The following is a 22,325-nucleotide window of genomic DNA, read 5'->3' as shown; positions in this document are numbered from 1 at the left end:
TCGGGCACCCTCCCGGCTCTTTGACCAGGGTACGAATTTTATGAGTATGTCGAGTAAATGGATGGCGGGTATTGCACTGAGCAGCGTGCTGCTGACCGGTTGCGTCTCGAAAGTGACGGAACAGGAGCAATACTCCGGCTTCCTGCCTAACTACGAAGGCCTGCAAGAGACCACCTCGCCAAGCGGCCAGAAAGTGCTGCGCTGGGTGGCACCTGGCTTCGAGCCTGGGGCGTACTCCACGGTGGTATTCGACCAACTGGAACTGTATCCAGAGCCGAAGCCGACCGACCGGGTCAGCATGAGCACCCTGAAAGACCTGCAATTCATGGCGAACGAAAGCACCAGAAACACCCTTGCACAACAGTACAAGGTCGTTTCGAGCGCCAAGCTGGCACCTGAGGGCTCCCGGACCCTGATCATGCACGCGGCGATCACCGAGGTATCTGCCTCGAACGAACCCATGCACTGGTATGAAGCCGTTCCGATCGCTGCCATTGTCGGCACCACTCAGGTAGCCATGGGTACCCGCGACCAGATTGCCGAAGTGTATATCGAAGCCGACCTGATCGACGCCAAATCCGGCTTGCCGGTCGCCAAGATGGTACGCAAGGTTTTCGGTGAAGGCCTGGAAAACTCCGAAACACCGATTACCGCCAAAGACTTCAAGGCAGCGATCAAGACCGTCTCCGCTGACATGCAAGCCCTGCTTTCCAAGCAGTAAGCCATCCGTCATCGCACTGGACCAATGAGAGGCCCGAGTTCATGAAAAAATTGACGTCTATTCTGTCGGTGCTCGGGCTACTCGCCAGCTCCAGCGCCCTGGCAGTCACGGTTGTCCCGCTCAACAACCAGACCTCCCAGACCATCCAGCAAGACACCAGCACCTGCCAATCCCAGGCGAACGCTCAGTACCCGACACAAAACACGGTGCCGACAGGCGGTCGCGCAAAAGGCGCGGCCACCGCTGCTGTCGCCGGGGCCGCAGCAGCGGAGGTCCGGGGCCGTCAGCATGAGGAGCTGTACGATCAGGTCGACGACGACGTCAAGCAAGACTACCGCCAGAATCGTGCCCAGAGCGCAGCGGCTGCCGGTGCTGTCGTCGGGGCCTCGAGACAACGCCAGGAACGCCGGCAGAACACGAGCACCTCTGAACAAAACGTCAACGCCAGCAACTCGGTCTATACCAGTTGCCTGCAGCAACGGGGCTATAACGTCTTGCCTTGACCGCAGACGGGTAGCCGCCTCCGGAACCACGGAAACAGCCCCCCCCGCTCCCCGTCAGAAACCCAAAGGCAACGTCTCCTTCCCCTCCAGCCCCAACAAAAACTGCTTCGCCGCCAACCCACCGGCAAACCCGGTCAGGCTTCCTGATGCGCCAATCACCCGATGGCAGGGCGTGACAATCGAGATCGGGTTCTTGCCATTGGCCGCCCCCACTGCCCGTACGGCCCTGGGGCTGCCAATCTGTTGGGCAATCTGGCTATAGCTGCGGGTTTCCCCGAACGGAATGGTCAACAACGCGCGCCAGACCTTTTGCTGGAACTCGGTACCGGCAAAGTCCAGCTCCAGGTCAAAGCGGTCGCGGTGACCGGCAAAATACTGGTTGAGCTGATGTTCGGCTTCCTGCAGCAGCGGGCTGTGGATATCTTCCAGCAGCGGGCCGATGCGTACCCGGTTGAGCTTTTCGTTTTCCCAGAGAATCGCGCAGAGCTTATTGCCCTTGGCAATCAGGGTGAGGGTGCCGACCGGTGAAGGCATCCGCTTAAACACGTATGACATGGGAGACTCCTTGATCCGACGCTCAAGAGCGATCGTTCATCGTTGTCGAGGGACGCATTCACAATAATGGGTGATTCAACCGCAAGAACTACGTTTCTTGCGGTTGAACTGCTGGATCGACAGGTCATTGCAGCGCAGGCATGAGATTTTCGCGGGCAACAGGTTCGAGGATTATGCCAGCAGCCCCAATTCTTTCGCCCGGGCCACGGCCTGTGTACGGCGCTCGACCCCCAGCTTACTGTTGATGTGACTGGCGTGGGTTTTCACCGTGTGCAGCGAGATAAACAGTTGATCGCTGATTTCCTGGTTCGAGCAGCCTCTGGCGATCAATTGCAGCACCGCGTGCTCTCGGGCACTGAGGGTTTCTGCGCCGTGCTGCGACTCTGCACTTTCGCGGATTGCGGCGTGCGGTAAACGCTCCATCAGGCTCTGACGCAACGAGCTGTCCGGACAGTGCGCCAATTGTTCGCGCAGCCATTCCGCACGCTCGCGCAGCAGCCACTCGAAGGGTTGCAATGCGCCGCCGACGGCGGCCGCCTCGAAGGCTTGCGCCAAGGCCTGTCGTGCTTGCGGCTCGCATCCAGTGTTCAGCAACAAGGCGACCTTCTGATTCAGTGCCATGACGCTGAGCAACTGGCGGCCGGTTTTCTGCCCATGTTCCAACAAGGCATTGAGCCGCCCTTCGGCCAGCATCGGCTGCCCTTGTATCGACTCCAACTGGGCTTGTTGCAACTCGATGTGCAATGGCATTTGCGGGTGGAATTCAGGGGGCGCCGCGGCCTGTTCGCCGTTGTAGGTCTGGCCGAGTCGCATCAGCCAGGCCTCGGCCAGATCGGTACGGCCCTGGGCCAGCCAGAGTTCGCATTTGACCAGTGTGATCATCGCCAGGTAGTAGATCGGCGGCACGTCCCAGATATGCATCAGCCGCTCGGCTTCACCCAGTTCGGCGAAGGCCTTGGCGAACTCACCCTTGCCACCCTCAAGCCTGGCGATCACACAGTGGCCGATCAGTACACTGATGTCGCGACAGGCCCGCGCCTCACTCAGGCCCTGATGCAATCGCGCCAACCCGGCTTCAGGCTGCAGGCGCAGGGTCAGCAAAAAACCTTCATACAGGATCAGGCGTGCACGAACCGCATACAGGCGCTGCGGTGCCAGCCCCTGCAAGCGTTTCTGGCCCTGATGCACTTCCTCCAGCGAGCGAAGAATTTCCCCCCGCGCCTGCAGCACCCGAGCCCGGTCGTAATGGGCCAGCGCCTCGAACAACGGGTTGCCGACCCGCTGCGCCAGCTCCAGCGACTCACGGTTCAGGCCACGGGCACGCCATAGGTCGGCATCGACGATGGCCAGGTTGGACAAGGTCGACAGGCACATCAAACGCTGGCCGTAACGTTTTTGCGGCAGGCTCTCCAGCGCTTCGCTGCAGTAGCGCAAGGTCAGTTCACGCTGGCCACGCCCCCGGGCAATGATCCCGCTTAGCGCCAGCCACTGCGCGAGCATGGACTTTTGTGCGGTGGCCGAAGGGGCCGGCAGGAACCGGCTCAAATGGCTGGCCAACTCCTCGGCGGCATCCAGTTGGCAGGCCATCCCCAACGCCCAGCTGTACAGCACGATCAGGCGCGGGGTGCTGATCAGCAGGCTGTCGGGCAAGTCCATTTTCCAGCGCAACAGCATGCCCACGTTCTGCTCGGCCAGCAGTTGCTCCTCGGACAGGTTCTGCACCAGGTTGGCCGCAACGTCCAGGTGCCCGGCGCGCAACGCCTGTTCGACAGCCTCGTCGAGCAGCCCCTGGGCGTTGAACCAACGGCAAGCGCGCAGGTGCAGGCTGGCGGTCGGGACCATCGCATTGGCGGTCGGTCGACTGCGCAGCAGGTCGGAAAACAGGTGGTGATAGCGATACCAGTGGCCATGTTCGTCCAGTGGCACCAGAAACACCTGGTGGGACAACAGAAAGCGCAGGATCTCGGCGCTGTCATGGGCCTCGCGCACCGCGTCGCACAGCTCGCTGCAAAAGCGTTCTTGCGGAGCCGTGTCGTAGAGAAACGACTGCACTTCGGGAGGCAGGCAATCGATGACTTCTTCGAGCAGGTAGTCGCGAATCAAGCCCTCGCCACCGTGCAGCGGTTGCGGCAACGCACCGCCACTCCCCGCTTCGGAGGCCGCCAACAGCCAGAATCGCAGCCCCGCGACCCAGCCTTCACTGCGCGAAATCAGGCTCTCCAGCGCTTCGCCGCGTAGCGAGCTGCTGTGCCGGTCAAGCAGGGCCAGGGATTCGTCGTGGGTCAGGCGCAGGTCCTGCTCGTGCAGCTCAAGCAACTGCCGCGACAGGCGCAAACGTGCCAGGTGCCAGTCCGGACGCTGGCGACTGGTCACCAGTACCAGCAGGCCATCGGGCAAATGATTGAGGAAAAATTGCAGACAACGATCGAGTACCGGCCCCTGGGCCAGGTGATAGTCATCCAGCACCAGCAGCAACGGCCTGCTGGTCGACAAATGACTGGCCAGCTCATCCAGCAACCCGTCCAGCCATTCTTCGAAGGCGAACGGTTGATGCCGCTGACGCATCTTCAACAGGCCAAGGGCCTGGCTGCCCAGTCGGGGGAAATAGTGTTGCAGGCCTTCCAGCAGCCGCTCCAGGAAGCGCCCCGGATCACTGTCCCGCGCGCTAAGTCCCAGCCACAGGCTTTGCCAGTGCGCCGGCAGGCTCTGACAGAACTCCACCGCCAATGAGCTCTTACCGAAGCCGGCCGGCGCACTGACCAGCAACAATCGCCCCTGCAGGCCGGCACTCAACCGCTCGCACAAACGAGGCCGCAGTACATAGCCGTCAGGCAAGGGTGGGCGGTAAAAGCGCCCTTCCGGCATCGGCAGTGCCGTGCTGGTGGGGGGCTGGATTCGGAACAGGTCAGTCATAGCCAACTCTTATTGAAGTGCTGTTGTCGGCATTGCAGATGTCCGCAGACTAGCGGTAAACAGAGGTGGATTGAAGGCTATTGCTACAAATGGCTACAAAAAGCGCATGGAGACCCTGCGATATCGACAGGCCAGCGTTACAAACACCGGCCAATGTAACGGCGCTGTGTGTCAGGCAGGTTGCCGAGTCGGCTTGCGGAACGCAAAAAAAACGCCCCGAACCAGTCGGGGCGTTTTTCGAGGATGCGGCCTCGTTACAGCGTATTAGCGAACACCTTCCTGGCGCAGTGCCGCCGGGGTGAAGTCGCTGGTGGTGGCGGTAAAGCCGAAGTCATAGGCCTGCTTCTCTTCGTTCTTCATGCCCAGCGCCAGGTAGCGGCCGGACTGCAGGTCGTAGAGGGTTTCCAGGGCATACCACGGCACTTGCTTGTCGTAGTAGTCCTCGGCATGGGCCTCGGCCACGCGCCACAGCTGACCACGACCGTCGTAGTGGTCGATCACCGCGGCTTGCCAGGTGTCTTCGTCGATGTAGAAGTCACGCTTGGCATAGATGTGGCGCTGACCTTCCTTCAGGGTTGCGACCACATGCCAGACGCGGCGCAGCTCGTAACGCGCCAGGTCCTGGTTGATGTGGCCGGCCTTGATGATGTCGGCGTACTTGAGCTTCGGATCGTCGAGCTTGTAGCTGTCGGAGGCGATGTACATCTCCTTCTTGCCTTCGAGTTTCCAGTCGTATCGGTCCGGTGCACCGTTGTACATGTCCAGGTTGTCGGACGTACGCAGGCCGTCGGCCGCGGTACCCGGGCCATCGTAGGACACTTGCGGGGCCCGACGCACACGACGCTGACCGGCGTTGTAGACCCACGCTGAACGTGGCTCCTTGACCTGGTCGAGGGTTTCGTGAACCAGCAGCACGCCACCGGCCAGACGCGCTGGCGCGGTCACTTTCTGCTTGAAGTAGAACAGGATGTTGCCCGGGTTTTTCGGGTCGTAGTCCTTCATCTTGTCGCGGAACACGAACTGGTCCTGGAAGTACACCAGGCTGTACGAGCCGTTCGCTTGCGGCGTGGCCTGGGTTACCAGGCGGGTCACGCTGCCGCCACGATAGCGGGTGATGTGGTTCCAGATGACTTCCACACCACTTTTCGGGATCGGGAACGGGATGGCCGTTTCAAAGTTTTCCAGACCGTTGCCACCGGAGACCAGGCTGGTGTTGGTGGCATTGCGCTTGATGGCGGCAAACACGTCAGCCGGCACGGTGGAACCACGATGAGATGGATACACCGGCATTTTGAAGGTTTCCGGGTAACGCTTGAACATCGCGTATTGGCCCGGTGCCAGCTTGTCCTTGTACTTGTCGACATTCTGCGCGGTGATGGTGAACTGCGGTTGCTCGCTGCCATACGGGTTGGACAGGAAGCCTTTGCTGTCAACGGTACCGGCGTTCTTGGCCAGGGGTTTCCAGGCCGGGATCGAACCATCGGCATTGCCTGCCATTTCCGCGCCCATCGGCGTCAGGCTCTTGCCCAGTTTGTCCGCTTCAGCTGCCGGGACCGCTGCCATGACACCGGTCGCCAGCAACGACAGCCCCAGTACCCCGACGTGCAACAGATTCTTGGTCATTTTCATTTCTTGTTCGTCCTGAAAAAGCAGTGCTTAGAAGTTCACGCCGAAGCTGAGCGCGACGAAATCACGGTCATCCACGGTGGTGTACTTGCCGTCGAAGAAGTTGGTGTAGTTGAGGCTTGCGGTGTAGGTGTTCTGGTATTCGGCATCGAGCCCCAGGCTGACCGCTTTACGACCTTCCTCGAAGTTGCCGCCAGGGCCTGGCGAGTAACCTTCCACGTCATGGGACCAGGCCACGTTCGGCTTGAGGTTGACGCCGGCAATGGCATCGTTGTAGTCCCAGATGGCGCGACCACGGTAGCCCCATGAGGTTGGCGTGGTGAAACCCTCGTCGTTGCAGTTGCGGGTAGCATTGTTGGTCGCAGTGCCTGGACCGGCGCCGGCAATGGTCCTCCCGTTGAGGAATTCACAGGAACCGTTGGGCAGTTCGCCCGGACCATAAACCGGGTCACGGCCATAACGCACGTCTGAAGTGCTCTCCAGCCCACCTACGTGGGTCACGCCGACTTCACCCACCAGGGTCAGGCGACTGGCGCCCATGACCTGGTCAAAGAAGTGTGTCAGGGTGGTCTGGAACTGGGTCACTTCCTTGCGACGATAACCGTTCAGGTCGGAACCCGGCGAGGCCGAGAGCAGCGAAGCGTTGGCCAGCGCGCCGCCCAAGGGACGTACACCCGCGAACAGAATGTCGGTGGAGTTCAGTTGCACCGGTGCATTCGGACGGTAGCTGACCTCGCCTTGCCACGCTGTACCGGTAGGCAGGGTGGTGGAGAAGCTCAGGCCGTAGAGGCGAATGTCTTCCGGGTACTCGACGAAGTACTCCGAATTGCCGGCTACCAACAGCGGCCCGAGCGCGGCGAACGGTCCAGGCAGTGATGCCGCGGTGTTATAGACCGACTGCGGAGCACCGGTGGCGCTGAAGATCGGCGCGCGGCTGTGGTAGTTCATGAAGTAGGCACCGAACTCGGTGTCCAGCGGGTCGAACAGGTACTTGAAGGACGCGCCCCACTGGCCGCTGTCCCGCGCATCGTGGTCTGGCCCGCGACGCACCAGTACACCTTCCTCGTTGACGTCGACGCCGTTCGCAGCCAATGGCCCCAGCGCGATGGCCGGAATGGTCGAACGCTTGTTCAGCACCCGCAGGTTGTTATCGCAACCGTCGGCGATGATGTCTGGCTGGGAGAAGAAGGTACCGCAGTTATCGACGACGGTCTGGTCCCATTCGAGCTGGTAGAAGGCTTCGGCGGAGAGGTTCTCGGTCAGGCTCTGGGACACGTAGAACATGTTGACCGGAATCAGGCCTTCCTTGATCTCGGCGCCCGGGCGACGGAACGCGGAAACGTCGATCGGGTTGATCGAGTTGATGCCGCCGCCGATGAAGGTACTTTCACCCCAACTGACGACCTGCTTGCCCAAGCGCACGGAGCCCGGCTGCTCGGCGATGGCATAGTTGTGGTAGACGAAGGCGTCGAGGATTTGTCCGCCTGCGGACTTGGCGCCTTCCTTGCGATTGTCGTCGCTGATGTCCTTGAACGGACGGCTTTCGTCCTGGAGTTCAAAGTCGTACCAGTACTTGCCCCGCACAAAGACGCCGGTATCGCCGTACTTCAATTCAAGATCATGGATGCCCTTGAAGATCTTCGAAAAGGTTTCCCCGCTTTTGAAGTTCAAGTGGCCATCGTCGGAGGTCTGGGACAGGCCGTGACCGCCGTTGTTGACGCCGATGAGGTTCTTGTTGGCGCTCTCTGTAGACCAACTTGCACCCAACGAGAGGGACGAGTCGAACTGACCTTCGATTTCACCAATGTTGAAACTGACGCCGAATGCAGGCCCGGCGAGCGTAGAGGCGAGACTGACCGCCAGAGGCAGTTTCGCCCGGCGCCAGAACTGGTTTACTGATGTCATCGACGCTACTCCATGTGCTTTTATTGTTATGGCGTTTAGCACTTTTAAAAACGCTCTGAAGGACAGTGAGCCATGCGCTCGCCAAATCGTTCAAAGTTGCATCGCCCCTGTTCGTGCGTGTGCCCCGTTCTTAAAAATCCTTGAACGGACTATATCCAGCAGGCTGTACTGCTTGATCCCTCTAAAGTGTGATTTGCAGCCCCCGACCACTCTGGAACAGTCCTTCTGCCAGTCCGGCAGATGCCGGCACGGCAAGGATGGCTGAAAATACGGATTTGACAAGCCAAGCGCTTGCTTGGTGGGCTTGCCGCGCCCTTTCGGGCACGGCAAGGGGGGCTTAAAGCGTCGAGAGGAAGGTGCTGTTGTTGGCCTGCCATTCGGTGATGTCGACCCGAATGCGCTTCTTGTCGAGCTTGCCAACACTGGTCTTGGGAATTTCAGTAACAAGGGCAATCTGGCTCGGGATGGCCCACTTGCTCAGGTGCCCCTGCTCGACGAACGGCTTGAGGTGTTCCTTGAGTTCCTTGGCCCCGAGCACGTAGCCCTCACGGAGCACCAGCAGGGCAAACGGACGCTCACCCCATTGTGGGTCCGCAATACCGACCACTGCTACTTCACGTACCGCCGCATGGCGGCTGATCAGGTCTTCCAGGTCCAGGGAAGAAATCCACTCGCCGCCGGTCTTGATGACGTCCTTGATCCGGTCACGGATGTCGATCACCCCCATGCTGTCCAGGGTCGCCACGTCGCCGGTGTGCAACCAGCCCCCGGCCCACAGTTCCGACCCCTTCTGCGGCTCCTTGAAATAACCTTCGGTCAGCCACGGCGCACGCAACACCAACTCGCCCTGGGACTCACCGTCCGCCGGCAGGAAGTTACCGTCGGCATCGACGATCGCCGCTTCCACCAGAGGCCCCGGCACCCCGGCCTTGATCCGGTAGGTGGTGCGTTCGTCCTCGGTACCGGCCATCAACTCATCGTTAAGGTGCGCACAGGACACCAGCGGGCCGGTTTCCGACATGCCATAGGCCGCCGTCAATTGAATGCCCTTGGCCTTGGCCGCCTCGTACAGCGCGCGAGTGAGCGCGCTGCCGCCGATGACGATTTTCCAGCCACCGAAATCCGTGCCTTGCGCCGCCTTGGCGTTGAGCAGCATTTGCAGGATGGTCGGCACGCAATGGGAGAAGCTGACTTTTTCCTTGCGCCACAACTCCACCAGGTATTCCGGGTCGTAACGGCCGGGGTAGACCTGCTTGAGGCCCAGCATGGTGGCCACATACGGCAGTCCCCAGGCATGCACGTGGAACATCGGGGTAATCGGCATGTACACGTCGCTGGTGCCCAGCAAGCGGACGCTGTCGATGCTGCCCATGATCGTCGACACACCCATGGTGTGCAGCACCAGTTGCCGATGGGTAAAGTACACCCCCTTGGGATTGCCGGTGGTGCCGGTGGTATAGAAGGTCGTTGCCACCGAGTTCTCGTCGAAATCCTCGAAGGCATACTCCGGGCTCGCGGCAGCCAGCAATTGTTCGTACTCGCCCATCAGGTTCGGCAGGTCGGCGGTTTTTTCCGGCAGGTCGGTCAGCAGCAGGGTCTGCTCGACCGTGGTCAGGTGCCCGGCGATGGCCTGGTACAGCCCGACGAACTCGCTGTTGACCAGCACGAAGCGGTCCTCGGCGTGGTTCATGGTGTAGAGGATCTGCTCGGGTGAAAGACGTACGTTGATGGTGTGAATCACCGCACCGATCATCGGGATGGCAAACATGCACTCCAGGTAGCGATGGCTGTCCCAGTCCATCACCGCCACGGTATCACCGGCCTTGACCCCAGCGGCCGTGAGCACGTTGGCCAGCCGCGCGACACGCTCGATCAGGGTCGGATAGCTGTAGCGCAACTGGTCGCGGTAGACAATCTCGCGGGTTTTCTCGTAACGGCTGCCGGACATCAGCAATCGCTTGATCAACAGCGGGTATTGATAAGCACCTTCAGCGGGTGGAATAACGCGAGTCTGCAACATAAGCATCCCTTTATCTGACTGCACGGTCGTGGCGTAAAGTAGGCACTTTAATAAGCCTGGACGCGCACCAAATCAGCCAAAGGAATGATTTGCAGAGCGGCACAAATACTGGCTTTGCGCCAGCATTCGCACCGACCACCTGATCAATGCATCTCGGTAAGGGCCAGTTTCACGCCGATTGCGATCAGTACTGCGCCCATCATGCGATCAAACCAGTGCCCCATGCGGGCGAAACCGGCGCGCACACGCTGCTGGCTGAACAACATCGCCACCAGGCAAAACCAGATCGCGGTGGCGACGGCCAGGTAGATCCCGTAGCCGGCCTGTACCGCCAGCGGCGTGTGCGGGTTGATCACCACGGTGAACAGCGACAGGAAGAACAGCGTGGCCTTGGGGTTCAGGCCATTGGTCACGAAGCCCGAGGTGAACGCACCACGGGCCGTGCGTTCGCCGACTTCCTTGTGCAGGTTTTCGGTCGAAGGCTTCGCCGGTTGCGCGCGCAAGGCCTTGAAACCGATGTACAGCAGGTAGGCAGCCGCCAGCCATTTAAGCGCGTTGAACAGCACAATCGACTGCGAAACGATCAGGCCGATACCCAGCAACGAATAACCCACATGCAGGAAAATCGCGCTGCCGACACCCAGCGCCGTCCATGTGCCGGCGCGACGACCATGGGTCACCGCCTCACGCACCACCACGGCAAAGTCCGGGCCCGGGCTCGCGACGGCCAGCAGGTGAATCAGGGCAACGGTCAAAAACTCTGTCCAGTACATGGTGGGGCTCCTTTAGGCCAAGCGTAACTAGTTATTTCATCTGGTAGGCTCGGCAGATTACGCCTTCAGACTCATGCGCAAAAGGTACAGTTAATGACGAACAATCGCCGCGCCGTTTTCCTCGACCACAGCTCGCTTGACCTGGGCGACCTTGACCTCAGTGGCTTGCAGCAGTGCTTCGATGACTTGCAACTGCAATCGCTGACCACCCCTGATAACGTCGTTGAACGACTGCAAGGCACCAGCGTGGCCATCAGCAACAAAGTCCCGCTCAACGCCACCACCCTCAAGGCCTGCCCGGACCTGAAGCTGATACTGATCGCCGCCACCGGCACCAACAACGTGGATCTGGTCGCCGCCCGTGCCCAAGGGATTACCGTGAGCAACTGCCAGGGCTACGGCACGCCATCGGTGGCGCAGCACACCCTCATGTTGCTGCTCAACCTCGCCACCCGCCTGAGCGACTATCAAAAAGCCGTCGGTGAAGGTCGCTGGCAGCAAGCCAGCCAGTTCTGCCTGCTGGATTACCCGATCGTCGAACTGCAAGGCAAGACCCTAGGCCTGCTTGGCCATGGCGAACTGGGTGGCGCGGTTGCCCGGCTGGCCGAAGCCTTTGGCATGCGGGTCGTCTCGGGCCAGACTCCCGGACGCCCGGCGCGCGCCGACCGTGTGCCGCTGGATGAGCTGCTCGCGCAGGTCGACGCCCTGACCTTGCATTGCCCGCTCAACGAACACACCCGTCACTTCATCGGAGCGCGCGAGTTGGCGCTGCTCAAACCCGGCGCCTTCGTGGTCAACACCGCGCGCGGTGGCCTGATCGACGAACAGGCCCTGGCCGATGCCTTGCGCAGTGGTCATCTGGGTGGCGCGGCAACCGACGTGCTGAGCGTCGAACCGCCGACCGCAGGCAATCCCCTGCTGGCCCACGACATTCCCCGCTTGATCGTGACCCCGCACAACGCCTGGGGCAGCCGCGAGGCTCGGCAACGGATCGTCGGCCAATTGAGCGAGAACGCCCACGGTTTTTTCAGCGGTACAGCGCTGCGGGTCGTCAGTTGATAAACTGCCGCACTTTTTTTCAAGGAGCAGGTTATGGATCCGCGCAGTGAAGTACTGCTTCGCCAGGCCGAATTGTTTCAAGGCCAATTGCTACTGGCCGGCTTGCCGGCCGACGACTTGCTCGGCAAATTGCCCAAGGCCCACGGCTGGTGCTGGCATGCCGGCGATCAGGCGGCCCTGGATGCGCGCTTTGCCGAGCGCAGCCATTTTGGCGTGAATGCCCCGAGCCGCGAATTTGAAACGGCCGTGGTGTTCCTGCCAAAATCCAAGGACCTGACCGATTACATCCTCAACGCCCTCGCCTCGCGCCTGGCCGGTCGCGAACTGTACCTGGTGGGTGAAAAACGCAGCGGCATCGAGGGCGCCGCCAAGCAACTGAACCCTTTTGGCAAACCACGCAAGCTCGACAGCGCGCGGCATTGCCAGCTCTGGCAAGTGACCGTGGCCAACGCACCGCAGGCCAAATCACTGGAGAGCCTGGCGCAAACCTATGAGCTGCCACTGGCCGAAGGCCCGCTGACAGTCATCAGCCTGCCAGGTGTGTTCAGCCACGGTCGCCTGGATCGAGGCAGCGCCCTGCTGCTTGAACACCTGGACAAACTGCCCAGCGGTCACTTGCTGGACTTCGGTTGCGGTGCCGGCGTTCTGGGGGCCGCGGTGAAACGTCGCTACCCGCACAACACTGTCACCCTGCTGGACGTCGATGCGTTCGCCGCTGCCAGCAGCCGCCTGACACTGGCCGCCAACGGCCTGGAAGCCGAGGTGCTGACCGGTGATGGCATCGACGCCGCGCCCATGGGCTTGAGCGCGATCCTGAGTAATCCACCGTTCCATGTCGGGGTCCATACCGATTACTTCGCCACGGAAAACCTGCTGCGAAAAGCGGCCAAACATCTGAAAAATGGTGGGGAACTTCGCCTGGTAGCCAATAGTTTCCTGAAGTACCAGCCGCTGATCGAAGAGCATCTTGGCGCCTGTTCGATCAAGGCTGAAGGACAGGGGTTCCGCATCTACCGGGCCAAGCGCGGTTGAATACCCCGTTGAAAAAGAACGCTTGCCGAATGGATTTTGCCTAGGCAGAATCCGCTCCGTCCTAGGGGAGTAGTCTCCCACGAGCGCCATGCTCGTCCGGCATACGTCAACATACTTGATCCTCAGATCATGGCGTATGCGACCCAAGTGTCCGCACAGACGGACCGCAGGGTTTGACAAGACCTATGACACGCACACCTTACCCGGGGCGGGAAGGCTGTACGTGTCATAGCCGTGTCGACCCGCCCCTTAGGAATGCCCTGATGCTGGACTCTCTACTCGTTCCCACCGCAGTCGTTGCCTTGGCCGAAATCGGCGACAAGACGCAACTGCTCGCCCTCATTCTCGCCGCCCGCTTTCGCAAGCCCTGGCCAATCATCGCCGGTATCGTCGCCGCGACCCTGGCCAACCATGCCGCCGCCGGTGCCGTCGGCGCCTGGGTCGGCAGCTTCTTTTCGGATTCGGTGCTGCACTGGATCCTTGCCGCCAGCTTTGCCGCCACCGCGCTGTGGACCCTGGTGCCGGACAAGATGGACGACGACGAAGCCAGCACGGCCCGCAAGTTCGGACCGTTCCTCACCACGCTGATTGCCTTCTTCCTGGCGGAAATCGGTGACAAGACCCAGATCGCCACCGTGATGCTCGCGGCGCAATACCCGGAGTTGTGGCTGGTGATTATCGGCACCACCCTGGGCATGCTGATCGCCAACGTGCCGGTGGTCCTGGCCGGTAACTTTGCCGCGGACAAACTGCCCCTGACCCTGATCCGTCGCCTGGCAGCGTCGGCATTCTTCATCCTGGCCATTGTTGCGGTGTACAAGGCCATGCAGAGCAGTGGCTGGGTGTAACTCGGGACACTGATCGTTCCCACGCTCCGCGTGGGAACGATCAGTGGCTCAGGACTTCTTGGCGTTCAGATAGAGCGGCATGACTTTCGGGATCGCGGCCTGCAACGCCTCGATCCGGCTGCTGGAGGCCGGGTGAGTGCTCATGAACTCAGGCGGCGAACCTCCGGAGACCTTGCTCATTTTGTTCCACAGGGTGATCGCCGCGTTCGGGTTGTAGCCGGCGCGTGCGGCCAGTTCCAGGCCGATCAGGTCGGCTTCGTTTTCGTTGGCGCGGCTGTTGGGCAAGGTCATGCCGTAGTTGGCCACGGTATCGGCCAGCGCCAGGGTATCCTGGCCCAGGCCGAGCAACACGCCAGCGCCCTGCTTGGCCATTTCAATGCCATAGGCCTTGGACATCGCTTCACGACCGTGCTCGCGCAAGGCGTGGGCGATTTCATGGCCCATGATCGCGGCGATTTCGTCGTCGGTGAGCTTGAGCTTGTCGATCAGCCCGGTGTAGAAAATGATCTTGCCGCCGGGGCCGCAATTGGCGTTGAGTTCGTCACTCTTGATCAGGTTGACTTCCCACTTCCATTGCGCCGAATCCGGGCGGAAGGTCGGTGCCTGGGCGATCAGGCGCGTGGCGATGGCATCGACCCGCCGGGCATCGCTGCTGGTCTGGTCCAGCACGCCTTTTTTACCCGCCTCGCCCACGGTCTTTTGGTAGGACTGGGCATACATCTGATTGACCTCATCGGTCGACAGCATGCTGAACATCCACTGCGAGCGCTCCACACCCACGGCGCCACCGCTGGTGGTGTTGACCGACTGACAGCCAGCGATCAGCAAACTGGCACCCAGCGCACACAAAACCTGTCTTTTACTCATGAAAACGCTCCCTGAAAACATGGCGCGTATCGTAGGCGGTGCGCTGTATCCGCGCCAGATGCAACAGACGTGTAACACATCATTTCCTGCCCTGGCCCATTCTCCTGTGCCTCAACCCGCGTATAAATCGCCCCTCGACCAACGGCATCAAGACCCGGCACCAGTCTCGACGCGACACGTGCACGCGAAAATCTGCCCTTGGTGAAATGACATCACCCAGGGGTCAGGCATTCCGGCGCATTGAGCTTCGGATCATTCACCAGGTTCGCCAGCACCCGCTCGCGCAAGGCGGCAGGCTCGCTGGCGAGCAGCGCCTGCAGGGCGTGCAGCGGGGTTTCGGGGTTGAGCCAGGCTTCCTGCCCTGCCGCATCGAGAATCAACGGCCGGCGTTGGCTGGCCGCGGCCTGAGTCACCACCGCCGTACTCAACCAGACCTGTTCCTGCACTGGATACGCGTCCCAGATCGCGGCAAAAAACAATGCCGAACCTTCTCCCGGCGTCAGCCAGTACGGGCGCTTGCGGGTGGTACCGCGCCATTCGTAGAAGCCGTTGGCCGGTAACAGGCAACGGCGCAGGCGCAAGGCCTCGCGAAACATCGGCTGTTCGGCGATGGTTTCCGCCCGGGCATGGGCCGGGGTCTTCGACAGATCGGTCAGCCACGCAGGCGTCAAGCCCCAGCGGGCGCGCGCGAGGGTACGCTGGCCCGCCTCGGCGCGCAGGATCAGCACCGAATCATTGGGCGAAATATTCCACTGCGCCTGCTGATCGGCCGGAAAACCGGGCAAGGCCGCAAACGCGGGGTTCCAACGAAACAGGGCAAAACGTCCACACATGGGGCAACACGACTCTTGATCAAACGAATACCAGCCTAACAGACCAGCACGCCGGGGAAGCTATCCGGTTCGTCACCGGGCAGCGGCAGAGCGGCATTGTAGGCCGCGATCAGCTCCCGCGCGTACTGGGCCTGGTCATTGTCCACCGCCAGGCCCAGCAACCCGAATGCCGGCAACTCACCCGTGCCACCGAGCAAATCGCGCCCCACCAGGTGCGCTTCCACGCCTTCGCTGGCCAGCATGCCTTGCAGCAACTCACCTTCCATCAGGTTTTCCGGTTCGTAGATGCGCTGCATAGAAGCCACCCCTCACTCGTTTTCGCTGTGAACTTCGAGCAACCACTCATGACCGTCGGTCTGCAGAACAAAGGTGATGGGGCGACAGCACACTGGACAGTCCTCGATATACGTCTGGTCACCGCCAGACAAATCCAGAACAGCCTCCACTTCTTCACCACAGTAAGGGCATTCATAGCGCTCGGTTTCCAGCATCACGGTCTCCCAAGTGACTTGTGCGTATAATCGCCGGTCTATTTGCAGGGCTATTTTTGTTTGAGCTGCTTTTTTCAGACCGTACCCTGTGTGGATTCGATCCAATCCATTACTTACCCTAGCCGTTTCTAACAAGAGAGCATGATGGGCGCATTCGATGCCATCCGACCTTACGACGACAGCGAAGTCCCGGCAGTGCTGGCACGGCTGCTGAGCGACAAGGCGTTTCTAGATATTCTCACCCACTTTCGCTTCCCGCGCCTTGCCGGCGCCCTGGGCTGGATGCTCAAGCCACTTTTAGCTCACCGGCTACGCCGTGAGTTTGCTGGTATCACCTCGGTTGCAACGCTGCAAGACAAGGTCGAGTTCTATGTCGACCACACCATCGAGCGCGCTACCGACGGCGTGACCTACACCGGCGTCGAGCAATTCAAGTCCGGCAGTGCCTATCTGTTCCTGGCCAACCATCGCGACATCGTGATGGACCCGGCGTTCGTCAACTACGCGATCTACCACGCCGGCCTGCCCACGCCGCGCATCGCCATTGGCGACAACCTGCTGCAAAAGCCTTTCGTCAGCGACCTGATGCGCCTGAACAAAAGCTTTATCGTGCACCGTTCCATTACCGGCCGGCGCGAGAAGATGGCGGCGTATCAGTTGCTGTCGGCGTACATCAACCACTCGATCCGCAACGATTGCGCCTCGATCTGGATCGCCCAGGCCGAAGGCCGCGCCAAGGACGGAGACGATCGCACCGAGTCGGCGATCCTCAAGATGTTTCACATGAGCCGCAAGGACGAGCCGTTCGGCGAGGTCATCCAGTCGCTGAACCTGACCCCGGTCTCGATCAGCTACGAGTACGACCCGTGCGACCAGGCCAAGGCCCGCGAACTGTACATCCGCGCCACCACCGGCAGTTACACCAAGGCACCGGGCGAGGACGATGCGAGCATCGCCAAGGGCATTACCGGCTACAAGGGCCGGGTCCACGTCAACTTTGCAACGCCCATCACCGAGCTGTTCGACGACACCAAGCAATTGGCGGTCGAGATGGACAAGCAGATCCTCGGCGGTTACCGGTTGTTCCCGGTGCACTACCTGGCGTACGCCCAGTGGAACGATGCCGACCCACAATTGCAGGTGCCGAAGGCTGCCGATCTGTTCTCGGCCGAAGAACTGGCCAAGGCCGGGCAAGAATGGCAAAGCCGCCTCGATGCCTGCCCCGAGGAACACCGCCCGTTCCTGGTGCTGCAATACGCGACACCGGTGCGCAATCAGTACCGGGTCAAGGCGGGTTTACCGCTGTAAGGCTTGGGCTTCAAACAGAAACGGCGCCTCCAGGGCTAATGCTAGTCAGTTAAGAGAAATAAAGCCGAACACGAAACCCGTGGCGAGGGAGCTTGCTCCCGCTGGGGCGCAAAGCGGCCCTGTTTTTGGGCTGCTACGCAGCCCAGCGGGAGCAAGCTCCCTCGCCACGGGTACTATGTTCGGCTGGTCTTTGGCTTAACTGATCGGCATTAGCCTCCAGGGCGCCGTTTTTGATTGCCTTGGACAGGCTCCCGAGCAGTGTCAGATCCGCGTACTGATCCACGACACCAGCAACGCCAGGCCCAGACAGGCAAAGCCGAATGCGTAGAAAACGCGGTTCATGCGCAGGGTTGCGATGCTCGACAAGTGCACCTGAGTATCGGCGTCCGCACGCCCGGCCTGCGCGGCGAGACTGGCCCGTGCCTGCTGCTCGCGACGACGGGTCGCGTGCAACAACCAGCCACCGGGGCAGGCAACCAGCAGCGCGAAGACATTGATCAGTTTGGCGGGGTGAGCGGTAAACAACGACCAGATCATTTGCAACGACATCGTGAACCTCATCCGAAACGGGGCATACGGGACATCGAAACAACACCCGCGGCGCGGATTCTACCCAAAGCCCCGCTCCCTGCCCTCGCTTTCCGACAAAAAACCAGCCATTCGACCGACTCATGCCCTGCGTCACGTCTTCGTCATCTAAACACGCCAAGCTGTCGCTCCTCGAAACCGACACGGAGCCTGTCATGCTGCACGCCGAAAACCAGGATCGCCTTTACCTCATCACCCCGACCGACGAACAACAAACCCTCGTCGGCAGCCTGGCCTTCAACGTTCAAGACTGCCACTGGCTCGTCTACTGCGCCCTGGGCGGACACCAGCATCCCGACCTGCCGGAAACCGACCTGCTGACCGGCGTCAGCGTACTGGACTTCTACTCGCAAGCCGCGTGAAGACAGCCGCTGACGCATCCGGTTGGATACAGGGTGTGCCTGGTCAACAATCAGGCCGCCTTCACGTACAAGCGCAATACCGCTGCCCCGCCCAAAAAAATACAAACCAACGTACACCCGCCCCACCACTCAACAGGCCGAGCGTTAGCTCGCCTGCCGCTCTTGATCTTGCCTTGGCTTTTGATCTTGATCCACCCGCCCCATCGGCAGGCCGAGCGCAGGCGTTCATCAGGGGAATGGCGCGCAGCGCCCCTCGACACAGTCGAGGACATCGCATGGAGGTCGAGCGAAGCCGACCGGAGGGCGATGCCCCCTGAGGAATGCCGGAGCGAGGGAACCCCGAGCCTTGGCGAGGGGCCGGACGCTCGGGGCGAGCGTTTTTTTGCTTATTTTTTTAGGCGCTTGTAAAAAAAGTGAGTCGCCGTCAGGCGAAACCATAAGTCGCCATGACCGCAGCAACGGATATGTACACCGCACCTGCAAGAGAATGGCCGGCTGCCAGGCCGCCTTCGCAGGCAAGCCCGCTCCCACAGATTCAATCAACAGAAACAAAAAAGCCCGGCTCATCACTGAAACCGGGCTTCTTCTGACACACCGCAAACCGCTACTCGCCCAAGACCTGACCCACAGTCGGATCCTTGAACAAACGAGTCAACGCATCACTCAAGACATCACCGACCAGCTTGGTGTTGGTCTCCTGATTCGGCGCCATGCCAAAACGCTGATCCAGCGACGCGCCATAGCGACCGCTATAGCGACGGTTGGCATTCTGCACATCTGAACGGAAAGTCGCCCCGATGGTCGCCTCGGTCACATACATGCCTTCTTTAGGCGACTGATACTTCAGCTCGGCCAAGGTCACGGTCAACTGCGGCGCGTTGTAGGCATTGGCCGTCGGCGTGAAACCCAACAGGCGCACAGCCGCTTCAGCCTGAGCCTGCAACTTCGGCAGGATCTGCGCGCTTTGCACCGTAATCGCGCTGGTTTCCGGGTACAGGCCGCCACGGGTGCCCAGGGTCGGCGACGGACGACCGTCAACCACCTTCACCACGACTGGCTGACCATGACCGACCGGTGCCAGCTGAGTCGTCAGTTTCGGCTCCGGGGCTAGTTGCTGCGGGCTGTGGGCGCAGCCAACCAGGGTCAAGCTGGTCACAGTGATCAAACCGAACAACAGGCGTTGCAACATGCGCTTCTCTCCAGAATCAGGCACAAACAGAGCAGCAGTATAGCGGGGGCCACTCGCTTCAAACCAGCGACCCTGAACATGGGCTGAAGACTTGCGTAATGTTACGCCGAGCGAGCCCTTGGTAACCCGAGCGTCATGCCACACTGCTAACGTCAACACTGTCACCGTTCGAGGACATTGCCATGCAGTTTCTCAGGTCGCTGTTTGCTCCACACCGCAATTTCCGTAGCTTCGCCCGGCTCGACAACAACGACTGTTGCCTGGCATTCAAGCACTGTCATGTGCCGCCAATGGGCGACGGTTGGGTGGAAATCAACGAGATTCGCCCCCATTGGTTGCACCAGCCCCTACCCGCCAGCGCCCGCCTGACCCCACGCATTACTCGCGCACGGTTGCACCGCGTGCTGGCCACCTGACCGAACGGCTAATAAAAGTCATTAAACACGACCATTTCCCTGCGTTTCTTCGCTACAATCTCCCCCCGATTATAAGGACGTCTCCTGATCGGGCCTCGCAGCATCGCTAATACTCGCGTATTGGCTCCCCCGCACCGCCCACAGAGAGCCGCCCACACAGATCGAGTGAAGCTGGCGAGCTTGCTGTTTACCCTGCAAACCACCACTTTTCGCGCATCTGCCAGAGCTGTCATGACGCTCGGTCACTGAGCTGTTTGCCCGTTTTGCCTGCCATGTAACCCATGCCGGCAATCTATCCTCGGGCCCGGTGCCAGGCGCAGATAGCCCTTTTTTGAGGTTCACGTCTTCAAAAGAGCGTGAAAAAACGGGTTTTCACAACTTCACAAGAGTGTGGCGAGCAAATGAATAGTTTTGCGTCTGAACATGCACCATTAGCGTCTACAACAGCCCAATTACACAGGACCGAGCACTCCTCAAGAACCGGAGCCTGAAGCCTGTCCGCTACGGATTTGGTTGCACAAACAGACGTATCGACCATAAGTCGAATTGCCTCCCGCACGCTGAAGTGAGTTCATAGGAACCCTGAAGCCGGTGGGTAGCGTCTGTCGAAGTTGCGAAAAATTGCGAAGATTCGGACATGGCGATCCTGGCCATGGGTGACCCGGGGCACAACAGAACATGCCCTGTAACTCCTGGCAGCTATGCCGACAATTTGGTGCTGCAGATTTTGGAGACGCGTTAAATGGCGCATAACGAAGCAGTCGACGTGGTATTGGTTGGGGCGGGCATCATGAGTGCCACCCTCGCCGTGCTGCTCAAAGAGCTCGACCCCGCGATCAAGCTGGAAGTCGTCGAGCTGATGGATTCCGGTGCCGCGGAGAGTTCCAACCCGTGGAACAACGCCGGTACCGGTCACGCCGGGCTGTGTGAGCTGAACTACACGCCACAGGCCGCTGACGGCAGCGTCGACATCAAGAAAGCCGTGCACATCAACACCCAGTTCGAGGTGTCGAAGCAGTTCTGGTCGTACCTGACCAAAAAAGGCACCTTCGGCTCGTCGAAATCCTTTATCAGCCCGGTCCCGCACCTGAGCTTCGTGCAGGGTGACGCTGGCGTTTCGTTCCTCAAGGAACGGTTCAAGGTGCTGAGCAGGCACCACGCCTTCACGGACATGGAATACACCGAAGACAAGGCAACAATGGCGCAGTGGATGCCATTGATGATGCCTGGTCGTCCGGCGGATGAAACCGTCGCCGCGACCCGTGTGATCAATGGTACCGACGTCAACTTCGGCGCCCTGACCAATCAGCTGCTCAAGCACCTGACCAGCGCACCCGATGCCCAGGTCAAGTACTGCAAGCGCGTGACCGGTCTCAAGCGTAACGCCAATGGCTGGACCGTCAGCATCAAGGACGTCAACAGCGGCAACACCCGTGATGTCGATGCCAGGTTCGTCTTCCTCGGCGCCGGCGGAGCGGCCTTGCCGCTGTTGCAAGCCTCGGGCATCGAAGAAAGCAAAGGCTTCGGCGGCTTCCCGATCAGCGGCCAGTGGCTGCGTTGCGACAACCCGGAAGTGGTCAAGCATCACCAGGCCAAGGTCTACAGCCAGGCAGCCGTCGGTTCGCCGCCGATGTCGGTGCCGCACCTGGACACCCGCGTGGTCGATGGCAAGACGTCCCTGCTGTTCGGACCTTATGCCGGCTTCACCACCAAGTTCCTCAAGCACGGTTCGTTCATGGACCTGCCGATGTCGGTACGCGCCGGCAACATCGGCCCGATGCTGGCGGTCGCGAAAAACAACATGGACCTGACCAAGTATCTGGTCAGCGAAGTGATGCAATCGATGGAACAACGCCTGGAATCGCTGCGTCGCTTCTACCCTGAAGCCAAGGCCGAAGACTGGCGCCTGGAAGTGGCAGGCCAGCGCGTGCAGATCATCAAGAAAGACCCGAAAAAGGGCGGCGTCCTGCAGTTCGGTACCGAACTGGTGGCGGCCAAGGACGGTTCTCTGGCGGCATTGCTCGGCGCTTCGCCGGGTGCCTCGGTGACCGTTTCGATCATGCTTGAGCTGATCGAGAAATGCTTCCCGAACAAGACCTCCGGTGAATGGGCTGCCAAGCTGGCAGAAATCTTCCCGGCCCGGGAAAAGGTTCTGGAAACCGACGCTGCGCTGTATCGCAAGATCAACACGCAGAACAATGTCGCCCTGGAACTGGTAGAAGAAAGCAGCGAGACCCCAAGCTTCGCTTGATCCTCGCCCATGAAAAACGCCCCGTTCTCCTTGAGAGCGGGGCGTTTTTTTTGCCGCTTCGAAAA

General features: G+C 60.5%; 21 protein-coding genes and 1 riboswitch. Of the genes, 9 read left to right on the top strand and 12 right to left on the bottom strand.

Features of this window, described 5'->3' with window-relative positions:
* Positions 1–40: 40 nt before the first annotated feature.
* Positions 41–721 (top strand): DUF3313 domain-containing protein, encoded by a 681-nt coding sequence (locus CKW25_RS13060; protein WP_095079773.1) that lies wholly within the window; start codon positions 41–43, stop codon positions 719–721.
* 41 nt (positions 722–762) lie between these two features.
* Complete coding sequence (locus CKW25_RS13055) at positions 763–1,224, top strand: hypothetical protein (RefSeq protein WP_095079771.1); 462 nt, start codon at positions 763–765, stop codon at positions 1,222–1,224.
* A 54-nt stretch (positions 1,225–1,278) separates the two neighbouring features.
* Here the strand turns inward: CKW25_RS13055 and CKW25_RS13050 are convergent, their stop codons facing one another.
* The 6 genes from CKW25_RS13050 to CKW25_RS13025 all read right to left on the bottom strand — a co-directional run bounded on the left by CKW25_RS13050 (position 1,279) and on the right by CKW25_RS13025 (position 11,016).
* Positions 1,279–1,779, bottom strand: a complete 501-nt coding sequence (locus CKW25_RS13050; protein ID WP_095079769.1) for a methylated-DNA--[protein]-cysteine S-methyltransferase — start codon at positions 1,777–1,779, stop codon at positions 1,279–1,281.
* 171 nt (positions 1,780–1,950) lie between these two features.
* A complete protein-coding gene (locus CKW25_RS13045; protein ID WP_095079767.1) occupies positions 1,951–4,692 on the bottom strand; it encodes a LuxR C-terminal-related transcriptional regulator in 2,742 nt (913 codons plus the stop codon).
* A 264-nt stretch (positions 4,693–4,956) separates the two neighbouring features.
* Entirely contained in the window at positions 4,957–6,321 is a 1,365-nt protein-coding gene (locus CKW25_RS13040; RefSeq protein ID WP_095079764.1) for a DUF1329 domain-containing protein, read from the bottom strand.
* A gap of 27 nt (positions 6,322–6,348) precedes the next feature.
* Positions 6,349–8,223 carry a DUF1302 domain-containing protein gene (locus tag CKW25_RS13035; RefSeq protein WP_095079762.1) on the bottom strand — a complete coding sequence of 625 codons (1,875 nt, stop codon included), beginning with the start codon at positions 8,221–8,223 and terminating at the stop codon, positions 6,349–6,351.
* 337 nt (positions 8,224–8,560) lie between these two features.
* On the bottom strand, positions 8,561–10,243 hold the full coding sequence (locus CKW25_RS13030) for a fatty acid--CoA ligase (RefSeq protein WP_095079760.1): 1,683 nt from the start codon (positions 10,241–10,243) through the stop codon (positions 8,561–8,563).
* A 143-nt stretch (positions 10,244–10,386) separates the two neighbouring features.
* A complete protein-coding gene (locus tag CKW25_RS13025) occupies positions 10,387–11,016 on the bottom strand; it encodes a LysE family translocator (protein WP_095079757.1) in 630 nt (209 codons plus the stop codon).
* Between the two features lie 93 nt (positions 11,017–11,109).
* Here CKW25_RS13025 and CKW25_RS13020 point away from each other — a divergent pair, with 93 nt between their 5' ends.
* The 3 genes from CKW25_RS13020 to CKW25_RS13010 all read left to right on the top strand — a co-directional run bounded on the left by CKW25_RS13020 (position 11,110) and on the right by CKW25_RS13010 (position 13,955).
* Entirely contained in the window at positions 11,110–12,075 is a 966-nt protein-coding gene (locus CKW25_RS13020) for a 2-hydroxyacid dehydrogenase (RefSeq protein ID WP_095079756.1), read from the top strand.
* A 33-nt stretch (positions 12,076–12,108) separates the two neighbouring features.
* Positions 12,109–13,107, top strand: coding sequence for a class I SAM-dependent methyltransferase (locus CKW25_RS13015; protein ID WP_095079755.1), 999 nt, complete (start codon positions 12,109–12,111; stop codon positions 13,105–13,107).
* A gap of 52 nt (positions 13,108–13,159) precedes the next feature.
* Positions 13,160–13,281: riboswitch (yybP-ykoY riboswitch) on the top strand.
* An 89-nt stretch (positions 13,282–13,370) separates the two neighbouring features.
* Positions 13,371–13,955: a TMEM165/GDT1 family protein gene (locus CKW25_RS13010; protein ID WP_095079753.1), complete on the top strand. Its 585-nt coding sequence runs from the start codon at positions 13,371–13,373 to the stop codon at positions 13,953–13,955.
* A gap of 48 nt (positions 13,956–14,003) precedes the next feature.
* Here the strand turns inward: CKW25_RS13010 and CKW25_RS13005 are convergent, their stop codons facing one another.
* The 4 genes from CKW25_RS13005 to CKW25_RS12990 form a co-directional block, all read right to left on the bottom strand.
* On the bottom strand, positions 14,004–14,822 hold the full coding sequence (locus CKW25_RS13005; RefSeq protein ID WP_095079752.1) for a M48 family metallopeptidase: 819 nt from the start codon (positions 14,820–14,822) through the stop codon (positions 14,004–14,006).
* A 212-nt stretch (positions 14,823–15,034) separates the two neighbouring features.
* Entirely contained in the window at positions 15,035–15,655 is a 621-nt protein-coding gene (locus CKW25_RS13000) for an SOS response-associated peptidase (protein ID WP_095079749.1), read from the bottom strand.
* Positions 15,656–15,690: 35 nt separating this feature from the next.
* Entirely contained in the window at positions 15,691–15,951 is a 261-nt protein-coding gene (locus tag CKW25_RS12995) for a putative signal transducing protein (protein WP_095079744.1), read from the bottom strand.
* Between the two features lie 12 nt (positions 15,952–15,963).
* Positions 15,964–16,146, bottom strand: a complete 183-nt coding sequence (locus tag CKW25_RS12990; protein WP_052967976.1) for a CPXCG motif-containing cysteine-rich protein — start codon at positions 16,144–16,146, stop codon at positions 15,964–15,966.
* Between the two features lie 141 nt (positions 16,147–16,287).
* On the opposite strand from CKW25_RS12990, the gene CKW25_RS12985 reads away from it, so the two are divergent.
* Entirely contained in the window at positions 16,288–17,454 is a 1,167-nt protein-coding gene (locus tag CKW25_RS12985) for a 1-acyl-sn-glycerol-3-phosphate acyltransferase (RefSeq protein ID WP_095079742.1), read from the top strand.
* A 261-nt stretch (positions 17,455–17,715) separates the two neighbouring features.
* Here the strand turns inward: CKW25_RS12985 and CKW25_RS12980 are convergent, their stop codons facing one another.
* Positions 17,716–18,003 carry a hypothetical protein gene (locus tag CKW25_RS12980; RefSeq protein ID WP_095079741.1) on the bottom strand — a complete coding sequence of 96 codons (288 nt, stop codon included), beginning with the start codon at positions 18,001–18,003 and terminating at the stop codon, positions 17,716–17,718.
* 194 nt (positions 18,004–18,197) lie between these two features.
* Here CKW25_RS12980 and CKW25_RS12975 point away from each other — a divergent pair, with 194 nt between their 5' ends.
* Complete coding sequence (locus tag CKW25_RS12975; RefSeq protein ID WP_095079740.1) at positions 18,198–18,404, top strand: hypothetical protein; 207 nt, start codon at positions 18,198–18,200, stop codon at positions 18,402–18,404.
* Positions 18,405–19,008: 604 nt separating this feature from the next.
* Here CKW25_RS12975 and CKW25_RS12970 read toward each other — a convergent pair.
* Entirely contained in the window at positions 19,009–19,593 is a 585-nt protein-coding gene (locus CKW25_RS12970) for a YajG family lipoprotein (RefSeq protein WP_095079739.1), read from the bottom strand.
* Positions 19,594–19,775: 182 nt separating this feature from the next.
* On the opposite strand from CKW25_RS12970, the gene CKW25_RS12965 reads away from it, so the two are divergent.
* Together CKW25_RS12965 and mqo are read left to right on the top strand one after the other, a co-directional pair.
* Positions 19,776–20,009 (top strand): hypothetical protein, encoded by a 234-nt coding sequence (locus tag CKW25_RS12965; protein ID WP_095079738.1) that lies wholly within the window; start codon positions 19,776–19,778, stop codon positions 20,007–20,009.
* 742 nt (positions 20,010–20,751) lie between these two features.
* Positions 20,752–22,260, top strand: a complete 1,509-nt coding sequence (gene mqo, locus CKW25_RS12960; protein ID WP_095079736.1) for a malate dehydrogenase (quinone) — start codon at positions 20,752–20,754, stop codon at positions 22,258–22,260.
* Positions 22,261–22,325: the final 65 nt, after the last annotated feature.

Origin of the sequence: Pseudomonas sp. Irchel s3h17 (assembly GCF_900187505.1) — a bacterium.
Classification (GTDB): Bacteria; Pseudomonadota; Gammaproteobacteria; order Pseudomonadales; family Pseudomonadaceae; genus Aquipseudomonas.
The sequence above is the reverse complement of the archived record's forward strand: the minus strand, read 5'-3'. Positions and strand labels throughout refer to the sequence as shown.

Coding starts and splice junctions, on each gene's coding strand:
- CKW25_RS13060 (WP_095079773.1), top strand. CDS start 41: ATGAGTATGTCGAGTAAATGGATGGCGGGTATTGCACTGAGCAGCGTG.
- CKW25_RS13055 (WP_095079771.1), top strand. CDS start 763: ATGAAAAAATTGACGTCTATTCTGTCGGTGCTCGGGCTACTCGCCAGC.
- CKW25_RS13050 (WP_095079769.1), bottom strand. CDS start 1,779: ATGTCATACGTGTTTAAGCGGATGCCTTCACCGGTCGGCACCCTCACC.
- CKW25_RS13045 (WP_095079767.1), bottom strand. CDS start 4,692: ATGACTGACCTGTTCCGAATCCAGCCCCCCACCAGCACGGCACTGCCG.
- CKW25_RS13040 (WP_095079764.1), bottom strand. CDS start 6,321: ATGAAAATGACCAAGAATCTGTTGCACGTCGGGGTACTGGGGCTGTCG.
- CKW25_RS13035 (WP_095079762.1), bottom strand. CDS start 8,223: ATGACATCAGTAAACCAGTTCTGGCGCCGGGCGAAACTGCCTCTGGCG.
- CKW25_RS13030 (WP_095079760.1), bottom strand. CDS start 10,243: ATGTTGCAGACTCGCGTTATTCCACCCGCTGAAGGTGCTTATCAATAC.
- CKW25_RS13025 (WP_095079757.1), bottom strand. CDS start 11,016: ATGTACTGGACAGAGTTTTTGACCGTTGCCCTGATTCACCTGCTGGCC.
- CKW25_RS13020 (WP_095079756.1), top strand. CDS start 11,110: ATGACGAACAATCGCCGCGCCGTTTTCCTCGACCACAGCTCGCTTGAC.
- CKW25_RS13015 (WP_095079755.1), top strand. CDS start 12,109: ATGGATCCGCGCAGTGAAGTACTGCTTCGCCAGGCCGAATTGTTTCAA.
- CKW25_RS13010 (WP_095079753.1), top strand. CDS start 13,371: ATGCTGGACTCTCTACTCGTTCCCACCGCAGTCGTTGCCTTGGCCGAA.
- CKW25_RS13005 (WP_095079752.1), bottom strand. CDS start 14,822: ATGAGTAAAAGACAGGTTTTGTGTGCGCTGGGTGCCAGTTTGCTGATC.
- CKW25_RS13000 (WP_095079749.1), bottom strand. CDS start 15,655: ATGTGTGGACGTTTTGCCCTGTTTCGTTGGAACCCCGCGTTTGCGGCC.
- CKW25_RS12995 (WP_095079744.1), bottom strand. CDS start 15,951: ATGCAGCGCATCTACGAACCGGAAAACCTGATGGAAGGTGAGTTGCTG.
- CKW25_RS12990 (WP_052967976.1), bottom strand. CDS start 16,146: ATGCTGGAAACCGAGCGCTATGAATGCCCTTACTGTGGTGAAGAAGTG.
- CKW25_RS12985 (WP_095079742.1), top strand. CDS start 16,288: ATGATGGGCGCATTCGATGCCATCCGACCTTACGACGACAGCGAAGTC.
- CKW25_RS12980 (WP_095079741.1), bottom strand. CDS start 18,003: ATGTCGTTGCAAATGATCTGGTCGTTGTTTACCGCTCACCCCGCCAAA.
- CKW25_RS12975 (WP_095079740.1), top strand. CDS start 18,198: ATGCTGCACGCCGAAAACCAGGATCGCCTTTACCTCATCACCCCGACC.
- CKW25_RS12970 (WP_095079739.1), bottom strand. CDS start 19,593: ATGTTGCAACGCCTGTTGTTCGGTTTGATCACTGTGACCAGCTTGACC.
- CKW25_RS12965 (WP_095079738.1), top strand. CDS start 19,776: ATGCAGTTTCTCAGGTCGCTGTTTGCTCCACACCGCAATTTCCGTAGC.
- mqo (WP_095079736.1), top strand. CDS start 20,752: ATGGCGCATAACGAAGCAGTCGACGTGGTATTGGTTGGGGCGGGCATC.